Genomic DNA, 15,168 nt, shown 5'->3' with positions numbered 1-15,168 from the left:
GAGAACCCGTGCCACCGCTGCTGCACCTCACCACCGCCGACCACGCCGACCCCACCCACTGGCCCGACGGCCGGCTCACGCCCGCCTCCCTTGAAAGTGAGGGGTTCGTCCACGCCAGCGGTGACGACGCCACGCTCCTCGCGGTCGCCAACACTCTCTACCGCGACGTCCCCGGACCCCTGGTCGCGCTCGAGATCGACCCCGACCGTCTCGGCGCCGAGGTGCGCTGGGAGGATCCCCACCCCGCCCCGCCCGCCGGAGTCGGGCCGGACGTCCGGTTCCCCCACATCTACGGCCCGATCCCCGCCACCGCGGTCACGGGACGGCGCTTCCTGCGTCCCTCCCCGCACGACGGTGGATACACCGCGGTCGAGCGGCGTCCCGCGACCGCCGAACTCCTGGACCTCGCCCCCCATCCCGAAGGCGGATGGTTCCGACAGACGTGGCGCACCGGCACCACGGTGACCCCGGACGGGTACCCCGGAGCCCGCGCCACCGCCACCGGCATCCTCTTCCTCCTGCCGGTGGGGGAGGAATCCCGATGGCACACGGTCCGCTCCGACGAGCTGTGGGTGTTCAACCGTGGCGGGGAACTGGAGCTCCTCCTCGGGGGGACCGGCCCCGAACCGACCACACCCACCACCGTGCGTCTGGGCACCGACCTCGAGGCCGGCCACCACCCGCAGCACCTGGTCCCCGCCGGCCAGTGGCAGGCCGCCCGCCCCGCCGGCGACCAGGAGGTCCTGGTGACCTGCGTGGTCTCTCCAGGATTCGACTTCGCCGACTTCGCGGTGGAACCGGACTAGCCGCTTCAACGCCCCTCGACGAAAACGTGACGCCCGTGGACACCGAGCGCCTTCACCTTCGGCCGCACCAACCCGGCGACGCGGGATGGTTGTATCGCCTCTACTCGAACCCCGAGGTGGCCCGGTACCTGCTCGACGAGCCGTGGACCGCCGAACTCACGGCGCGGCGTCTCGCCGAACGCCTGTCCAGGACGGACCTCGACGGTGAGGAGGGCGCGCTCGCGCTCGTCGTCGAGTACGAGCGGACGCCGGTCGGGGACGTCCAACTGTGGTTCACCGACCGTGCGCGGCGCGTCGCGGAGATCGGCTGGGTCCTGGACCCGGCCCACGGTGGGCGCGGTCTCGCCACCGAGGCGGTCGGAGCGGTTCTCGCCCTCGCGTTCGAACACGCTCAGCTCCACCGCGTCGTCGCGATGATGGACGCACGGAACACCCCGTCGGCGCGGCTGGCCCGACGTGTGGGAATGAGCCAGGAAGCCCACCTTCGTCAGGCGTGGTGGAGCAAGGGCGAGTGGAACGACACGTTGATCTTCGCGATGCTCGCGGCCGACCGTACCGGCTAGTCGGCCGCTCCCACGGCGCGGCGGTGTTTCTGCTCCGCGGGGCCGCCACTATCCGAAGAGCGCGGTCATCACCCAGATGACGACGGCACCGGAGGCGAGGAACAGGGCGATGTCGGCGATGTTGAGCCACCACAGACGCCGGACCGACCGGTCGAACTCGGCGACCACCTCCTCGGTCTCCTTCCGATTGCGCTGCTGGGCCAGTTTCTCCTGTTGTTCGAGCTCCTGGTCGATCGCGTCGAGCCGGTTGGTGATCTCGACCCACTCGGGATCGGTGACATGCTCGGGGACCTCGGCGGCGCCATCGGTGACGGCGCGCCAGCGTGCGTGCAACTGATCGATAAGTTGCTTCTTGGTCGCCACCGATCGGCTCATGTCCGTGAGCTGCTGCTGGGTATGGGGGAGCTTGCGCCGTTCGGCCTCGTCCTCTGTCGCGTCCTGGAGACGCTGCATGTCCCGCTTCAACGCGTGCGGAAAGATCCGTAGGGCCACACGGATACAGACGTAGACCGCGAGCAGACCCGCCGCGGTCAGCAGGAGCGTCGGCAGCGTGCTATCCATGTGCTCTTCGCCTCCCCGCGCTCATCGCGTCTCCCATCAGGTGGTGCCTTTCCGTGTGCTTCGCTTATCGGAGGGTGGTATGTGCTGAGGGCTGCCAGCGGGACTGTCTTCCTTCGGGGAGCCTTGGTCACCTCGCGCGGCTCTACCGACGATTCCGCGCAACCACCCCCGTCTCCCCTGATTCTGTGCTTCAAGGTGCCAACGGGTTGGCTCCGGGACGACCACGTTCCTGATTTCCTTGTTTGCTTTATTTCGCAGTCGTTTCTCTGCTCTGTTCTTACTCTTTTCCTCTTCTGTGATTCTGGTCTGGAGTTCGCGCACTGGGTTCGGGGGGCGCTGTGGGTCCGCGTGAGGCGAGAGAGGAAGGTCTCCGGCGTTCAGTGTGTCGTATCCACCATGTGCCACGAGAAACTCGACATGTTTGAGCTTGAGTGCCTCAGGTCGTAGGATATACGGCCCGGCTAGAATTCCCGCCTCTTCCAGGGCCGTGATTCGGGTGTCCCAGGCGTCTGCCAGTCGATCCAGGGAGTTCTCGGCATCCGCGATGCCTCGTTTATGGTTCTTCTCCGTTCGCGACTCTTCGGCGATTTCTTCCGTGATATTGGGGATTTTCTCGTTGACTAATTGCGCTATCTCGCGGAGTTTGTCCTTGTTCTGCTGGTTGAGCTTGTCGAGGTTGTCTCCGGACTTCAGGAGATTACGGGCGATTCGTGACTTCTGTGCCAGGATCAGGAGTACCGCTGCCCTCAGGACGTAGCCAGCCGCGCCGATCATGAGGCCGGCCAAGATGTTAGCGGCTATTTCCATATGGACCCATCCCGTGGGTCGTCGCCGTCGTGTGTCTCGGAACCGGAATGTTCCAGCGCGTCGATCTTGTTCTGGACGTCACGCATCAGACTCGCCATCCGATGAGGGGGGATGTCTGTCGCTTCGAGCGCTTTTCGTTTCAGCGACAGCAATTCGTTCAGCGCGTACACGTCGCTCAACGCGTCTACGGTTGTGGTGAGATCCTGATCGATCGTACGGGTGCTGGTTACAGGGGGGACGAGGCTCCTGGCGCGGCCAACCACTGATACCAAAATCACCAAGGCGACGGTGACCGCCACGAGTGTTATTGGGATAGCCATAGGTTCACTATCTGTATCTATCGGGGTGCGGAGTTCCGAATCGGCAAGGATTCACCTTGCTCGCCCGTTGTCTTTTCCTTCTTTTGGTCCGGATTGCTGTCGGGCCGGCGGGTCGTTCCTTGGCGGTGTCGGCTCTGACGTCAGTAGCTTATCCGCCGTGGTTGGCGGCAAGCCGAGATGTCGGCGGGTGGCGGTTCCTATCGTGTGTTCCGATTCCGGCGCTGCGTCCGGTGCGGACTTGGCTTGTTCGGGAACCTCGATCTTTATTCTCGCGGTTCCATCGGGGGAGAAAGCGGCGGACGACTTCGGATCCACGTGGTCGATTATAGAGTCCAGTGTGGTGATCGCATCCTCTGCGGTCTTCACTCCCTCCTCCAGTGGTCCTTTCTTGTTCTCTAGTTTTCCGTTTGATAACTGCTTCTTTGATAGATCCGTCTCAAGGTCTAGATATATCTGAGCTTGTGCATTGAATCTCAATCGACTCTCATTGAGTTCACCCAGTGCGTCTGTGGTGGTGGTCTCGTTGCGTCTCTCGATTTCCAGGGTTTTGCGACCTGAGAACATTCTCGCCGCCTGGGGGGCGACGCGGAGGAACAGGTATGCCGAGACGATGGCGATCGCCAGTTCTGGTCTGACGAGATCTGCGATTGCCCCCATGGGGACACCAATCTAGCGAAAGAGGTTGGGATCTCTGGGGTATGCGCTCATTGTCACCGATGAAACCCAGGAATCCAGCGGATTTGCGACAGTTACAGTAGTGGTGGCTGTGTGGGGCGTCAAGGCGCTTCGATGTGTTCTTGCTTCCGTCTCCCGTCGTCGCCTCTTGTTAATTAGTTGTTCGCTCAATGATTAACGGAACGCATGCTCGTGTCCGGTCACACGGAAAACTGGGGAGTGACCGACCGATCCGCTAGCGGCACAGGATTTCGCCGTGGGGGACCAGGAACCACGCGTCGGGGGAATCCGCCCACCGATTCCAGCCTTCGCTGATCAGCTCGAGGTCGTCCGCGGTGGCGCGCCCGCTGTTCAGGGCCTGCCGGGCGATCGCCGAGGAGCGGATGCGCTCCGACCACAGGCCTCCCCACCAGGCGCGCTCCTCCTCCGAGGAGTAGCACCACACGGCGGCGCTCGCGGTGATGTCGGTGAAGCAGGCCGCCCGGGCCCAGGCCTTCAGTCGTCGTCCCGCGTTGGGCTCACCGCCGGCCTGCCGGGCCATGTCCTGATAGAGCGCCATCCACTCGCCGAGCGCGGGGACCTCGGGGAACCACGTCATGGCGCCGTAGTCGGAGTCGCGGGCCGCGACCAATCCTCCGGGGCGGCACACGCGCCGCATCTCGCCCAGCACGCCGACGGGGTCGGACACGTGCTGGAGGACCTGGTGGGCGTGCACGACGTCGAAGCCATCCGACTCCAGACTCAACGCGGCCGCGTCGGAGACCACGAACTCCACGTTCGACACGCCGCGCTCGGCGCAGGCGCGTTCCGCCTTGGTGAGGACGTCGGGGGCGGAGTCCACCGCGACCACACGTCCCGGAGCGACGAGCCGGGCGAGGTCCGCGGTGATGGTGCCCGGCCCACACCCGAGGTCGAGCAGGTCCATCCCGGGGCGTAGGTGGGGGAGCAGGTACTGGGCGGAGTTCTCCGCGGTGCGCCACTGATGGGAGCGCAGCACCGACGCGTGATGTCCGTGAACGTAGTGTCGCTGAGGCATCACGACGCCTCCCAGAGTGAAGGGGGACTGACGGCCACACTCTAGCCAATCACCCACATAGCGGGAAATTCGGCTCGCTATGTGGACAATTGGGGCGTGTTCTCGCGTGGGTCGATGAGTGCCTCGCGCATGACCCGGAACTTGGTGTCGGCCTCGGCGAGCTCGGCCACCGGATCGGAACCCGCGACGATCCCGCACCCGGCGAACAGTCGCGCCCGCGAGCCCTCCACCTGGGCGCAGCGAAGGGCGATGCCCCATTCACCGCGGCCTTCGGCGTCCATCCAGCCCACCGGGCCGGCGTAGCGACCGCGGTCCATCTCCTCCAGGTCCCGGATCAGGTCCACCGCGCCCGCGGTCGGGGTTCCCCCCACGGCGGCCGTGGGATGCATCCGCTCCACCACGTCCAGCGTCGAGACCCCCGAACGCAGCGACGCGCGCACGGGCGAGGCCAGATGCCACACGTTGTTCACGGCCAACAGCTCCGGATGCGCGGGCAGGTCGAGCGAGGAGCAGAATCCCGCCAACGTCTCGTTCAGGGAGTCGATGGCGTAGCGGTGTTCCTCGGAGTCCTTCACCGAGGTGGCGAGCTCGTCGGCGAGCTTCTCGTCGTCCTCGGGCGTGGTGCCGCGTGGCCTGGTCCCCGCCAGGACGAGCGACTCGACCAGGCCCTGGTCGGCGGGGTCCAGCCCGCGCCGTAGGAGCAGTTCTGGGGTGGAACCCACGAGCCCACCGACGCTGTAGGTGTAGCAGTCCGCGTAGTCGCGGGTGAGGCGGCGCAGCAGGGTCCGTACGTCGATCCGGCCCGACGCGCGTGCCACGGTGTCGCGGGCGAGTACGACCTTGTCGAGCGCGCCGTCGCGGATGCGTTGCACGGCCCCGGCGACCGCCGCGGCCCACCGCCGCGGCCCCAGCGTCCCCTGCGTCCACCGCAGGTCGCCGATCGGCCGCGCGTCGTCCGGTGCGGCGATGTCCGGGGAGGGCGGAGGCTCCTCACGGGTTCCCACGGTGGTGATCCACGACCGGCCGTCGCGCCGCCCGACGAGCACCCGGGGAACGACGACCAGGGAACCCCGTGAGTACCGGTCGAAGGTGAAACTGGTGAACGCGGTGAGGCCGCACCCCGCGAGTCCCACCGTGTCGACGACGTCGGCGCGCTCGGTGAGGTCGGAGAACCAGCGGCGGGCCTCGGCGAAGCGCCGACCACCGAGCGTGGGTTCGTCGGGGAGTACCAGTCGCGCGGCCACACCCCAGCCGACGATGCCCTCGCCGTTGCGCAGCCACGCCATGGGCTCGTCCTCGGGCAGGAGGTCCACGAGCGCCCGCGCCGCGGCCTCGTCGGGAAGCTCCACGGTGCGTACGCTCAGGTGTTCGGGGGATTCGGCCACGTGGTCCACAACCCCCGAGTCTACGCATAGGCGACGAAGATGCTGGCCGGAGGAGGCGCGAACCGCACGAACCCGACCGTGCGCCGCTGGGATGCCGCGACCGTGCGGGGCGGGGCGTCGGCCGCGGGGCTCGCGTCGCTGGACACGTTGTCGGACGGGGCTCCGAGCCGGGAGGACCGTCATCGTTCCCGCCGTGGCATCGTCGTGGTGGGCGGGCCGGAACGATGACCACCACCGGCGGTCACTCCGACGAGGAGGTGAGGTCACCCACACCCTGCGTCCCGACTCGAGCACTCCGCGCGGCCGGACACGCCCGGACTGACCGGCGTGCACGGTCCCTGGGAGTTCGCCGTGACCCCTGCTGACACCGGTCGCCGGGGTGACGACGGCCAGTACGCTGTGCGAGATGCCACGACCAGCCGGATCACGTTCGGTGCTGGGCGGGCTGTGTCTCGCGACGCTGGCGGTGTCCTGTGTGCCAGCGGTGAGCGACCCCAACGAGTCACCAGCCGACGCCCTGCCGCCGATGCCAGACGACTGCGCCGCCGACGCCGACCACCCCAAACGACAGCTCCGCGGTGCGTGGGCCCCGTCCGTGCGCAACCTGGACTGGCCCAGCAGCGACGACCTGAGCGCCGAGGAACAACAGGCCGAGCTCCGCGACCTCCTGGACGCCACGGACGACATGGGCCTCAACGCCGTCTTCCTCCAGGTGCGTCCCACCGCCGACGCGCTGTACGCCTCGGACCTGGAGCCCTGGGCCCGCTACCTGACGGGTACCCAGGGCGGCGATCCGGGCTACGACCCGCTGGAGTTCGCGGTGGAGGAGGCGCACGCCCGCGGTCTGGAGCTGCACGCCTGGTTCAACCCCTACCGGGTCGGCTGGAAGGACAGCGACCTGGACCACCTGGTCGACGACCATCCCGCCGTGCGCAACGAGGACTGGATGATCACCCGCAACGACGAGGGGTACCTCGACCCCGGCAACCCGGAGGTCCGCGGCTGGGTCAGCGACGTCGTGCTGGACGTGGTGGACCGCTACGACATCGACGGGGTGCACTTCGACGACTACTTCTACCCCTATCCCGGAGAGGGCGGCGCGTTTGACGACGACGCCAGCTGGGAGGCCCACGGCGACGACTTCGACAGCCGTGGCGCGTGGCGACGCGACAACGTCAACCAGCTCCTCGCCGACATCCACACCCGTATCGACGACACCAAACCGTGGGTCCAGTTCGGGGTGAGCCCGTTCGGGGTGTGGCGCAACGACAGCAACGACTCCGATGGTTCCGACACCCGCGCGCTGCAGTCCTACGACGACATCTACGCCGACACCAGGGCGTGGGTCGACAACGGGTGGGTCGACTACGTCACCCCTCAGCTCTACTGGGAACGCGGGTTCGACGCCGCCGACTACGAGGAACTGGTGCCGTGGTGGTCGGACCTCGTGGAGGGCTCGGACGTCGACCTCTACATCGGTCAGGCCGCCTACCGCGTGGGTGAGGACGGTTGGGGCGACGACTCCCTGGCCCGGCAGCTCGACTTCAACCAGGACTATCCGCTGGTCGAGGGCGACGTCTACTACGCCCTGAGTTCCCTGCTCGGCGACGCCTCCGCGGCGGCGGACGAACTCGGTGCCGGGCACTACAGTCGCCCGGCGCTCCCTCCCGAGGTGGGATCGGGCGAGCCACCGTCCGCGGTCGCCGACCTGTCCACCGCCGACAGCGACGACGGGGCGGAACTGGAGTGGAGCACGCCGGAGGACGCCCGGTTCTTCGCCGTCTACCGGCTCCGGGACGATCCGGAGAACCTGTGCGCGATCGACGACGGTTCGGCGCTGATCGACGTGATCGGGGCGCCGGACGAGGGGGAGACCCAGACCTTCCACGATCCCGACGCCGAACCGGGTGACCGCTACCACGTGACCGTCCTCGACGACTACCGGCGGGAAAGTGGGCCCGGGTCGGGCGCTGACATCGGATAGCGTCCCCGGTAACCTCGAAGGAGATCCGTGGAACTCCCCCGGCTGGAGGAGGTCTCAGCATGTCGACGTGGGACAACGAAAGGCGGATCCTGGGCGAGATCGAGGAACAGCTCTCGCGCGACGACCCGCGTCTCGCCGCGAGGATGACCTCGTTCGAGTCCGGCGAGAAACCACGCGTCGGACCCACGGCCTGGAAACCGTGGCTGCTGGTGGGGGTCGTCGTCACCGTCATCCTCGGCCTGATCGGCTTCCTGGTCGGGATCTCCATGTCCAGCGCCGCCGGCACCACCAGCGGCGCCCCGATCGAGGCACTCCCCGCCGTCGCCAGCGGCGCGGCGGAGTAGACCACTTCAACTCCCCCCACCAGGATTTCGCCACCCCCCATCGAAGTTTCGCCGCATCGACCATGTGGGGGTGCACATCCACCCGCCCCAGCACGGTCGAGTACACCGCTCACGCCTGATGCTGAGCTGGGCGGGTACGTCGCCCGAGCGGTCGAGGTCGAGGTCGCTTCGCAAGGGGAGACGGTGGAGGAAGCCCTCGAGAACCTACGCGAGGCTCTGGGACTGTACTTTGAGGATGGCACCGTGCCTGTCGAGGTTCCGTCCTTCGTCGCCCCGGTGGATGTACGTCTGTCCGCGTGAGTCCCTCGCGGATCCCAGTTACCTGGTCTTGGGGTCGTCCGCGCGTTGGAGAAGACGGGCGTCGTTCACGTCTCCACTCGCGGGGATCACGCCTAACTCCGCCGCGTGGAGGATGACCGCACGGTCATCGTGCGGTGACGTGAGGAACCGCGGCGGGGAACCCCCGCTGCCGCTCAATGCCGGGGCTGGCCTCACTCCTCAGGCACTGAGATCCTTGCCCTGACCACCCGGAGCGGTGAGGCCCAGGACGAGGTGGTGAGGGCTTGTTCGCGGCGTTCCCCCACCACCTCTGCCTCGCTACAGCGCGTTCAGGAAGTCGGCGCCCAGCGGGGCGGCCTCGGTGCTGCCGGCGCCGCCTCCGTCCACGACGACGGCGAAGGCGACGTCCTTGTCGGGGTCGAAGCCGACGAACCAGGCGTGGGACTCCAACTCGTCGTCATCGCCCTCGGCCTCGCCGAACTCCGCGGTGCCGGTCTTGCCGTGGGCGTTGCCGGTGAAGCCGGCGCTCTCGGCGGTCCCGTCGGTGACGACCTCGCGCATCATCGTGCGCAGTTCGTCGGCGTGCTGAACGGGTCGGGGCTCGGGCAGGTCCTCGGGCGCGGGGTCGGTGACGAGCCGCGGCGAGTGCCACTCTCCGGCGGCGACCGCCGCGGGCACCGTCGCCATGTGCAGAGGCGAGGTCAGCATCTGCCCCTGCCCGATGCTGGCCTGGGCCAGCAGGGACAGCCCGTCGGGGCTCGGGTACTGGGGCGAGAACACCGGTATGCCGATGGAGAGCTCGGAGTTGAAGCCGAACTCCTCCGCCGCCTCGGTCATCGTCGCTGAGTCCAGCCGGTCGGCGACCTCGGTCACCAGGGCGGTGTTGCAGGACGTGGCGAACGCCTCGGTCACGGTCTGCTCGCCGTACTCGGCGTCACCGGCGTTGCGGAAGTCCAGTCCGCCGACCTCCACGGTCTTCGGGCAGTCCATCTCGGCGTCCATGCCCATGCCGGCGTTCAGCAACGCCTCGTAGGTGATGATCTTGAATGCCGAGCCGGCGGGGTACTGGCCCTCGAAGGCGCGGTCGAAACCGCCGGGGACGTTGGCCGAGGCGAGCACCTCACCGGTGGAGGGGCGGATCACGACCATCGCCGTGGGGTCGTCCTGGGCGGCGATCGCGCCGCCGGCGGCGGCCTGGACGGCGGGGTCGAGCGACGTGGTCACGTCCTCGCCGGGCTCGCCCTCGATCCGGCCCACCTCGGTGACGTCCTCCTCGGCGTCCTCCTCCTCGTCGGCGGCGTCTTCGTCCTCTTCGTCCTCTTCGTCCTCCGCGTCCTCATCGGTGACCCGGATGGACACGCTCGGGGTTCCGGCCAAGCGCGCCTCCTGTGCGCCCTGGATTCCGGAGACGCCGACGAGGTCACCCTCCTGGTAGCCGGCGCCGAGATCCTCCAGGTCCTCCTCGGACGCCTCGGCGAGCTGGCCGACCATCATCTGCACCGAACCGGAGGCGTCGTCGGTGTCCAGCCGGGTGCCGTCCGCGGCCAGGATCTCGCCGCGTTCCTCCCAGTCGTTGGTGCGGGTGAGGCTCTGCCCCTCCTCCAACTCGGGGTGCAGGGTGGCGGGGGAGTAGTCGACGAACCAGTCGCCCTCCTGCCGCAGCAGCGCGAGCTGGCCGTCGTAGGACCACTCGCCGGCGTCGCCGAGCTCCATGGTGGCGGTGAAGTCCGCCGTCGCGGCGCCACCGTCCTGGACGACATCCTCCAGGGTGACGGCGACGGATTCCAGCCCCAGTTGGTCGCTGACGTCCGCGTAGAGGTCCTGCAGCCCGGCGCCGTCACTGGCGAGCGCCGCCATCGCGGCGTAGTCGCCCTCCTGCCAGGCGGCGACGAAGTCGTCCGCGGTGTCCTCGGGGCTGGCACGGAAGAAGTAGAACCACGACACTCCGGCACCCACGAGCACGAGGACCAGAACGATCGCTGGCAGTCCGTAGCGCAGGAAGCGCCGGGGGCGTCGCGGCGGCGGGGGCTCGCCAACGACGGGGGGACCTTCAAAGGGGGTGGGCTGCACCGGGGCTCCCTCGGATTGACTCAGACGCTAGTGCGCCCCGCCTCCGAGTCTCGGAGGCGGGGCGTTAGGTCGACAGTGGCCGGTGTGGCGGTCGCCTCTCGGCGCGCGGCACAACGCGGCTCCGAAGACCGTCCGTGAACCCGTGAGGGAACCGGACGCGGTATTCCGCGAAGGCTATAGGTGAGGCCCGGGGGACACTTGCTACCACACCGGCCACGTGCGACTCTAACCCATCGCGAGCGGCGATTGTTCCCAACGGCGGCAAGTGATGTCGTTCACACTACCCTGTGGAGGGGATCCGCCAGATGCGAATCAGGAATCGTTCCCGGCCACGCAGGTGCTCGTGCGCCCGTCGTAACGCCTCGGAGTGTTCGCCGGCGTCGCGCAGCAACCGGTCGTAGCCCGCCGCGACGGAGTGCCGGCCATCAGCGCGGACGTGGATTCGGTAGGTTCCGGCGCCGCCGAGCAGGGGCCCGGCCCAGAGGCGGCGGGCGAAACCAGTGTCAAGCACCGCGTGGCCGGGCAGCAGCACGTCCGCCGTCGCGTCCTCGGACTCCTCACCTGGTGAGGAGTCCGGAGGAGGGACATCCCATTCCTCCACGACGACCCCGACCTCGATGCGTCCCTGGAGTGTGCGCATCGACACGTGGTCGGCGCCGCACTCGAGCAGAACGTCCCCACCCGACCCGTTGACCACTCCGCCGCCAGGGGCGAGCGGGCCACGCAGGCGCAACAGGCCGTGCTCCGGCACCACGGTGAGTGGGATTCGTCGCAGTCGCACCACGACGCCCGACCTCCCAACGAACAGGCACGATGACCCACGGCCGATCGGCCCGGGTGACAGGAGGAGGGCCCGTCTGGGGGGAACTCTAACCGGATCAGCGCCAAGAGGATGGTCGAATCCTTGAATTCCCCCGCCCGATTATGCCTTTTTCACATCGGACGCGTAACGATCGACCATCGTTTGGCCGGAGAGTCGTTGGATCGACGACATGATCTCGTTGGTGGCCGCACGCCGTGCGCGGGCCCGCTCTCCCTGACCCTCCCACGCCGAGAGGTCCACCGGCGGGCCGAACCGCATCCCGATCCGGTTGAAGCGCGGGATCCGGCGCCCCGGCGGCAGGATGTGCGGTGTCCCCGACAGGGCGATCGGGATGACCGGCGCCTGGGACGTCAGCGCCAGCCAGGCCAGCCCGGTGCGCCCGCGGTAGAGACGACCGTCGGGGGAACGGGTCCCCTCGGGGAAGATGCCGAACGCCGCTCCGGAGTTCAGGAAGTCGAGGCTCGCCTGCATCGCGTCCTGGCGGTACCCGGCCGAGCGGTCCACCGGGACCTGCCCGATCGCCCGGAGGGCGCGGGTGAAGGCGCGCTGTGGCAGGGTGCGTTCGGAGAAGAGTTCCTTCTTGGCGACGAAGATGATTTGGCGCGGGACGACCACCCCGATGAACAGGGGGTCGATCAGGGCCAGGTGGTTGCTGGCGAGGATGACGGGGCCGGTCCTCGGTACGTGGTGGAGCCCTTCGACGCGCAACGGCCACAGGGTCCGAGCCGTCGGCGCGATCACGCCGCGCGCGGCCATGTACAGATCCACCAGAACCTCCGATTCGTGGCTGGGCGAGGACAGATTGACTCTACGCACGAAAGCGGCGTGCCGAGTCACGGTGGGCGCGGCGACGCGTCACAGGTCGGCGTCGGTCTCCCGCTGTGCGCGTAGCTGCTCGCGTCGTTCCCGTTCCTGGCGTTCGGCGGTCGCGGCGCGCGCGTCCTCGGCGACCGCGGTCCGCATCGCCGCCGAGAGTGCCCGCACCTCCAGGGGAAGCCGGGGGTACTCCGGCAGGGACGGGAGGGCGCCCAGGCGCGGCACCCGCCGTTCCCGGAAGGCCGAGACCAGTTCGGAGAAGGCGATGTTGATGCGCTGTCCGGTGATGTGGGACGCCGGCGGGGCCTGGTCCCGTGCCAGCGCGGCCAGCGCCTGGAACCCGACCCGTTGTGTGGCGACCACGACCGGCCACAGGGGGCGCGTGTGCTTGGCGCGGGGTACGTCGCCGATGGCGCTCTCGTAGATGCCGCGCAGGCTGAGCAGCGTCGCCCGCAGGTCGCGCCGTAGCCGGTAGCGGCGCTCGGGCGTGATGCGGACGTCGGGGTCCAGGACCGCGCCGATCGCGGTGCGGGAGCGCTCGAGGGTCTCGGTGATGGCCTGGGGAAGCTGCATGGCCGAGGCTCGGCGCCACAGCAGCAGCGCGCCGAGGAGTCCCACGAGGGCGCCGAGGATGGAGTCCTCGACGCGGGTCTGGGCGAGCTGCTCGATCGGCGTCGGGTTCGCGGTGTGGGCGAGGATCAGCGCCATCGGGGTGAGGATGACGCTGGCGTACAGGAAGTTGCGGGAGATCAGGAGCTGCGCGGTTCCCTGCAGGGCGGCGGCGAGGGGGATCAACGCCACGAGCGGCAGGTGCTGGGAGAGGATCGCGACGGCGAGGACGACGCCGACCAGGGTGCCGACGCCGCGCTGGACGGCCCGGTTCATGGTGACGACGACGTTGCCGCCCTGCAGGACCGAGGCCGCGGTGATCGAGATCCAGTAGAACCGGTCCACGTCCAGGGCGAGACCGAGCAGGCCGGCGGCGGCGACCGTGATGCCCATCCGCAGCGCCGTGGCGCGGATGAGGGAGTCGCCGCGCAGTCCGGAGCGCAGGGACTCCAGGAGGCCGGGGCGGCGCTGGTCCTCCAATGGGGTACCGGGCCCCTGCTCCGGGTCGTGTTCGGGGCGCCGCTCGGTCTGGGCGGCCCGAGCCAGCCCGTTGTACAGCCGGCCCATGAGGGAGCGTGGGCGGTGCCCCTTGCGCAGCTCGTCGAGGTCGGCGGGGTCGGGGGCCAGATCGGGGCGGGCAACCGCGTCGGCGAGGCGGGCGGCGAAGGCGGGCACCCGTGGGTCGAGCTCCTCGTGGCGGGCGAGAGCGACGTCGGTCGCGGTGAGCTGGATGTCGGACACCCACCGCAGCAGCGCCCGCAGCCGTGCGGCGTGCGGCGTGTCCCGATAGCCGCGAACCTGCGCGAGGAGGACCAGACGCCATGCCTCGGCCACGGCGACCGAGGCCTCGTGCTGGGCATGGTCCTGGCCCCGCGTCCCTACAGCGGCCAGGAGTTCGGACAGTTCGCGGAAGGCGGCGCTGACCGCGCGTTCCTCGGGGCCGCGCCGGCGCAGTACGGCGCCCGCCATGCCACCCAGCCAACCCACAGTGGCTCCTCCGGCGGCCAGGCCGGCGTGGATCAGGGCGGTCTGCGGCCCGCCGGGGATGACGGTGGCGATGGCGCACACCAGGATGAACATGAACGCGGCCGGCTTGGCGATCCGCAGTGACTGGCATACCCAGGTGGCGACGGCGGCGACGACCCCGACGGTCACGGCGGCGAGCCACAGGTTGATCGCGCCGGTGAGGGAGCCCAACACGATGGAGCCCACGAAGCCCAGGCCGATCATGGCGAGCGCGCGGGCCCGGTGCATGTAGGGGGTGGTGCGTTCGTAGAGGACGGTGAACGATCCCAGGGCGGCGACGACGCCGGACGCGGGGGAGAACAGGTAGGTGCCGAGCCCGAAGGTGACGGCCATGGCCAGGGCCGCCGTGACCGCGATGCTCCAGTTCCACCCGCCGACGCCGAGCCCGAACACGGCGGCGAGGTCCAGCCGAGGCCGCGGCCGCTCGGCCACCGCCACACGCCGTCTTCGCGTCCGACCTGATTCTGAAGGCTTCTCCGCCCCGTCCCCTGACACGCCTGCCATAGTAGGCCGGGAGGTTCTGTGGCTTCCCTCACGACCTCCCGCTGACGAGCGGATCGTCGCGTTTTCGGTGATGGACGCCACGGTCGGGGGTGTCACGTCGAGGCGTGGCGCTCGAGGAGCGACCACCCGTCCAGGTCGGTGATCCACGCCGTGTCCGGGTCCCATCCCGCCGCGCGGGCGCCGTCCAGGAGTGTCCGGACGTGGCGCGGTTCGTGCAGGTTGACCGTCGGCCCACCGGCAGCCATGACAGTGCCGGTCGGGACGAGACCGTCCCCGACGAAGCGCCCCGGCCCGGCGGGGAACAGGATCCGCACCCCCGCGCGTCCGCGACGGATGGTCAGGACCTCCCGACAGCCAGGCTCCTCGTCCGGCGCGTGCACGTGTCGTACCGACCAGAGGTAGAGGTCCGAACCCACGCGCAGCCGGCGTGTACGCCCTCGTCGGCCCACGGGGCCACCTCCACTCACCACGTCGGCGGTCGCGCCCCATTGTGACGCGGGGACGACCCTGCCGCTCACGTTGAGACGCGCGCGGCCTCGCCCGTGGCTCCGGTCAGGGGC

At 69.0% G+C, this 15,168-nt stretch carries 16 protein-coding genes; 4 read left to right on the top strand and 12 right to left on the bottom strand.

What is annotated here, in order from left to right; genetic code table 11:
- The first annotated feature begins 8 nt into the window (after window positions 1–8).
- Together J4H86_RS03850 and J4H86_RS03845 are read left to right on the top strand one after the other, a co-directional pair.
- Complete coding sequence (locus tag J4H86_RS03850; RefSeq protein WP_236542135.1) at window positions 9–806, top strand: cupin domain-containing protein; 798 nt, start codon at window positions 9–11, stop codon at window positions 804–806.
- A 35-nt stretch (window positions 807–841) separates the two neighbouring features.
- Window positions 842–1,369: a GNAT family N-acetyltransferase gene (locus J4H86_RS03845; protein ID WP_236542133.1), complete on the top strand. Its 528-nt coding sequence runs from the start codon at window positions 842–844 to the stop codon at window positions 1,367–1,369.
- A 48-nt stretch (window positions 1,370–1,417) separates the two neighbouring features.
- Here J4H86_RS03845 and J4H86_RS03840 read toward each other — a convergent pair whose 3' ends face one another.
- From J4H86_RS03840 to J4H86_RS27200, 7 genes are all read right to left on the bottom strand, one after another.
- Entirely contained in the window at window positions 1,418–1,930 is a 513-nt protein-coding gene (locus J4H86_RS03840; RefSeq protein ID WP_236542131.1) for a hypothetical protein, read from the bottom strand.
- Window positions 1,931–1,966: 36 nt separating this feature from the next.
- On the bottom strand, window positions 1,967–2,737 hold the full coding sequence (locus tag J4H86_RS03835) for a hypothetical protein (protein ID WP_236542129.1): 771 nt from the start codon (window positions 2,735–2,737) through the stop codon (window positions 1,967–1,969).
- A complete protein-coding gene (locus J4H86_RS03830; protein WP_236542127.1) occupies window positions 2,728–3,057 on the bottom strand; it encodes a hypothetical protein in 330 nt (109 codons plus the stop codon). The genes J4H86_RS03835 and J4H86_RS03830 overlap by 10 nt, the downstream gene beginning before the upstream one ends.
- Before the next feature lie 51 nt (window positions 3,058–3,108).
- Entirely contained in the window at window positions 3,109–3,714 is a 606-nt protein-coding gene (locus J4H86_RS03825) for a hypothetical protein (protein ID WP_236542125.1), read from the bottom strand.
- Between the two features lie 253 nt (window positions 3,715–3,967).
- Window positions 3,968–4,768, bottom strand: coding sequence for a class I SAM-dependent methyltransferase (locus J4H86_RS03820; RefSeq protein WP_236542123.1), 801 nt, complete (start codon window positions 4,766–4,768; stop codon window positions 3,968–3,970).
- Window positions 4,769–4,845: 77 nt separating this feature from the next.
- On the bottom strand, window positions 4,846–6,162 hold the full coding sequence (locus J4H86_RS03815; RefSeq protein WP_236542121.1) for an isochorismate synthase: 1,317 nt from the start codon (window positions 6,160–6,162) through the stop codon (window positions 4,846–4,848).
- A gap of 11 nt (window positions 6,163–6,173) precedes the next feature.
- Window positions 6,174–6,299 (bottom strand): hypothetical protein, encoded by a 126-nt coding sequence (locus tag J4H86_RS27200; protein ID WP_269134526.1) that lies wholly within the window; start codon window positions 6,297–6,299, stop codon window positions 6,174–6,176.
- 260 nt (window positions 6,300–6,559) lie between these two features.
- Here J4H86_RS27200 and J4H86_RS03810 point away from each other — a divergent pair, with 260 nt between their 5' ends.
- Window positions 6,560–8,137: a glycoside hydrolase family 10 protein gene (locus J4H86_RS03810; RefSeq protein ID WP_236542118.1), complete on the top strand. Its 1,578-nt coding sequence runs from the start codon at window positions 6,560–6,562 to the stop codon at window positions 8,135–8,137.
- Window positions 8,138–8,196: 59 nt separating this feature from the next.
- On the top strand, window positions 8,197–8,481 hold the full coding sequence (locus tag J4H86_RS03805; RefSeq protein ID WP_236542117.1) for a DUF3040 domain-containing protein: 285 nt from the start codon (window positions 8,197–8,199) through the stop codon (window positions 8,479–8,481).
- Between the two features lie 597 nt (window positions 8,482–9,078).
- Here the strand turns inward: J4H86_RS03805 and J4H86_RS03800 are convergent.
- The 5 genes from J4H86_RS03800 to J4H86_RS03780 form a co-directional block, all read right to left on the bottom strand.
- Window positions 9,079–10,830: a penicillin-binding transpeptidase domain-containing protein gene (locus J4H86_RS03800; protein ID WP_236542115.1), complete on the bottom strand. Its 1,752-nt coding sequence runs from the start codon at window positions 10,828–10,830 to the stop codon at window positions 9,079–9,081.
- Window positions 10,831–11,110: 280 nt separating this feature from the next.
- The gene (locus J4H86_RS03795; protein WP_236542112.1) at window positions 11,111–11,614 is read right to left on the bottom strand and encodes a hypothetical protein; all 504 of its coding nucleotides are present in this window, start codon (window positions 11,612–11,614) and stop codon (window positions 11,111–11,113) included.
- Window positions 11,615–11,752: 138 nt separating this feature from the next.
- Window positions 11,753–12,421: a lysophospholipid acyltransferase family protein gene (locus J4H86_RS03790; protein WP_236543880.1), complete on the bottom strand. Its 669-nt coding sequence runs from the start codon at window positions 12,419–12,421 to the stop codon at window positions 11,753–11,755.
- An 87-nt stretch (window positions 12,422–12,508) separates the two neighbouring features.
- Window positions 12,509–14,608 carry an FUSC family protein gene (locus J4H86_RS03785; protein WP_394356440.1) on the bottom strand — a complete coding sequence of 700 codons (2,100 nt, stop codon included), beginning with the start codon at window positions 14,606–14,608 and terminating at the stop codon, window positions 12,509–12,511.
- Between the two features lie 92 nt (window positions 14,609–14,700).
- Window positions 14,701–15,057 carry a hypothetical protein gene (locus J4H86_RS03780; RefSeq protein ID WP_236542108.1) on the bottom strand — a complete coding sequence of 119 codons (357 nt, stop codon included), beginning with the start codon at window positions 15,055–15,057 and terminating at the stop codon, window positions 14,701–14,703.
- Window positions 15,058–15,168 lie beyond the last annotated feature (111 nt).

The sequence above is a fragment of the Spiractinospora alimapuensis genome (assembly GCF_018437505.1).
GTDB classification, from domain to species: domain Bacteria; phylum Actinomycetota; class Actinomycetes; order Streptosporangiales; family Streptosporangiaceae; genus Spiractinospora; species Spiractinospora alimapuensis.
The sequence above is the reverse complement of the archived record's forward strand: the minus strand, read 5'-3'. Positions and strand labels throughout refer to the sequence as shown.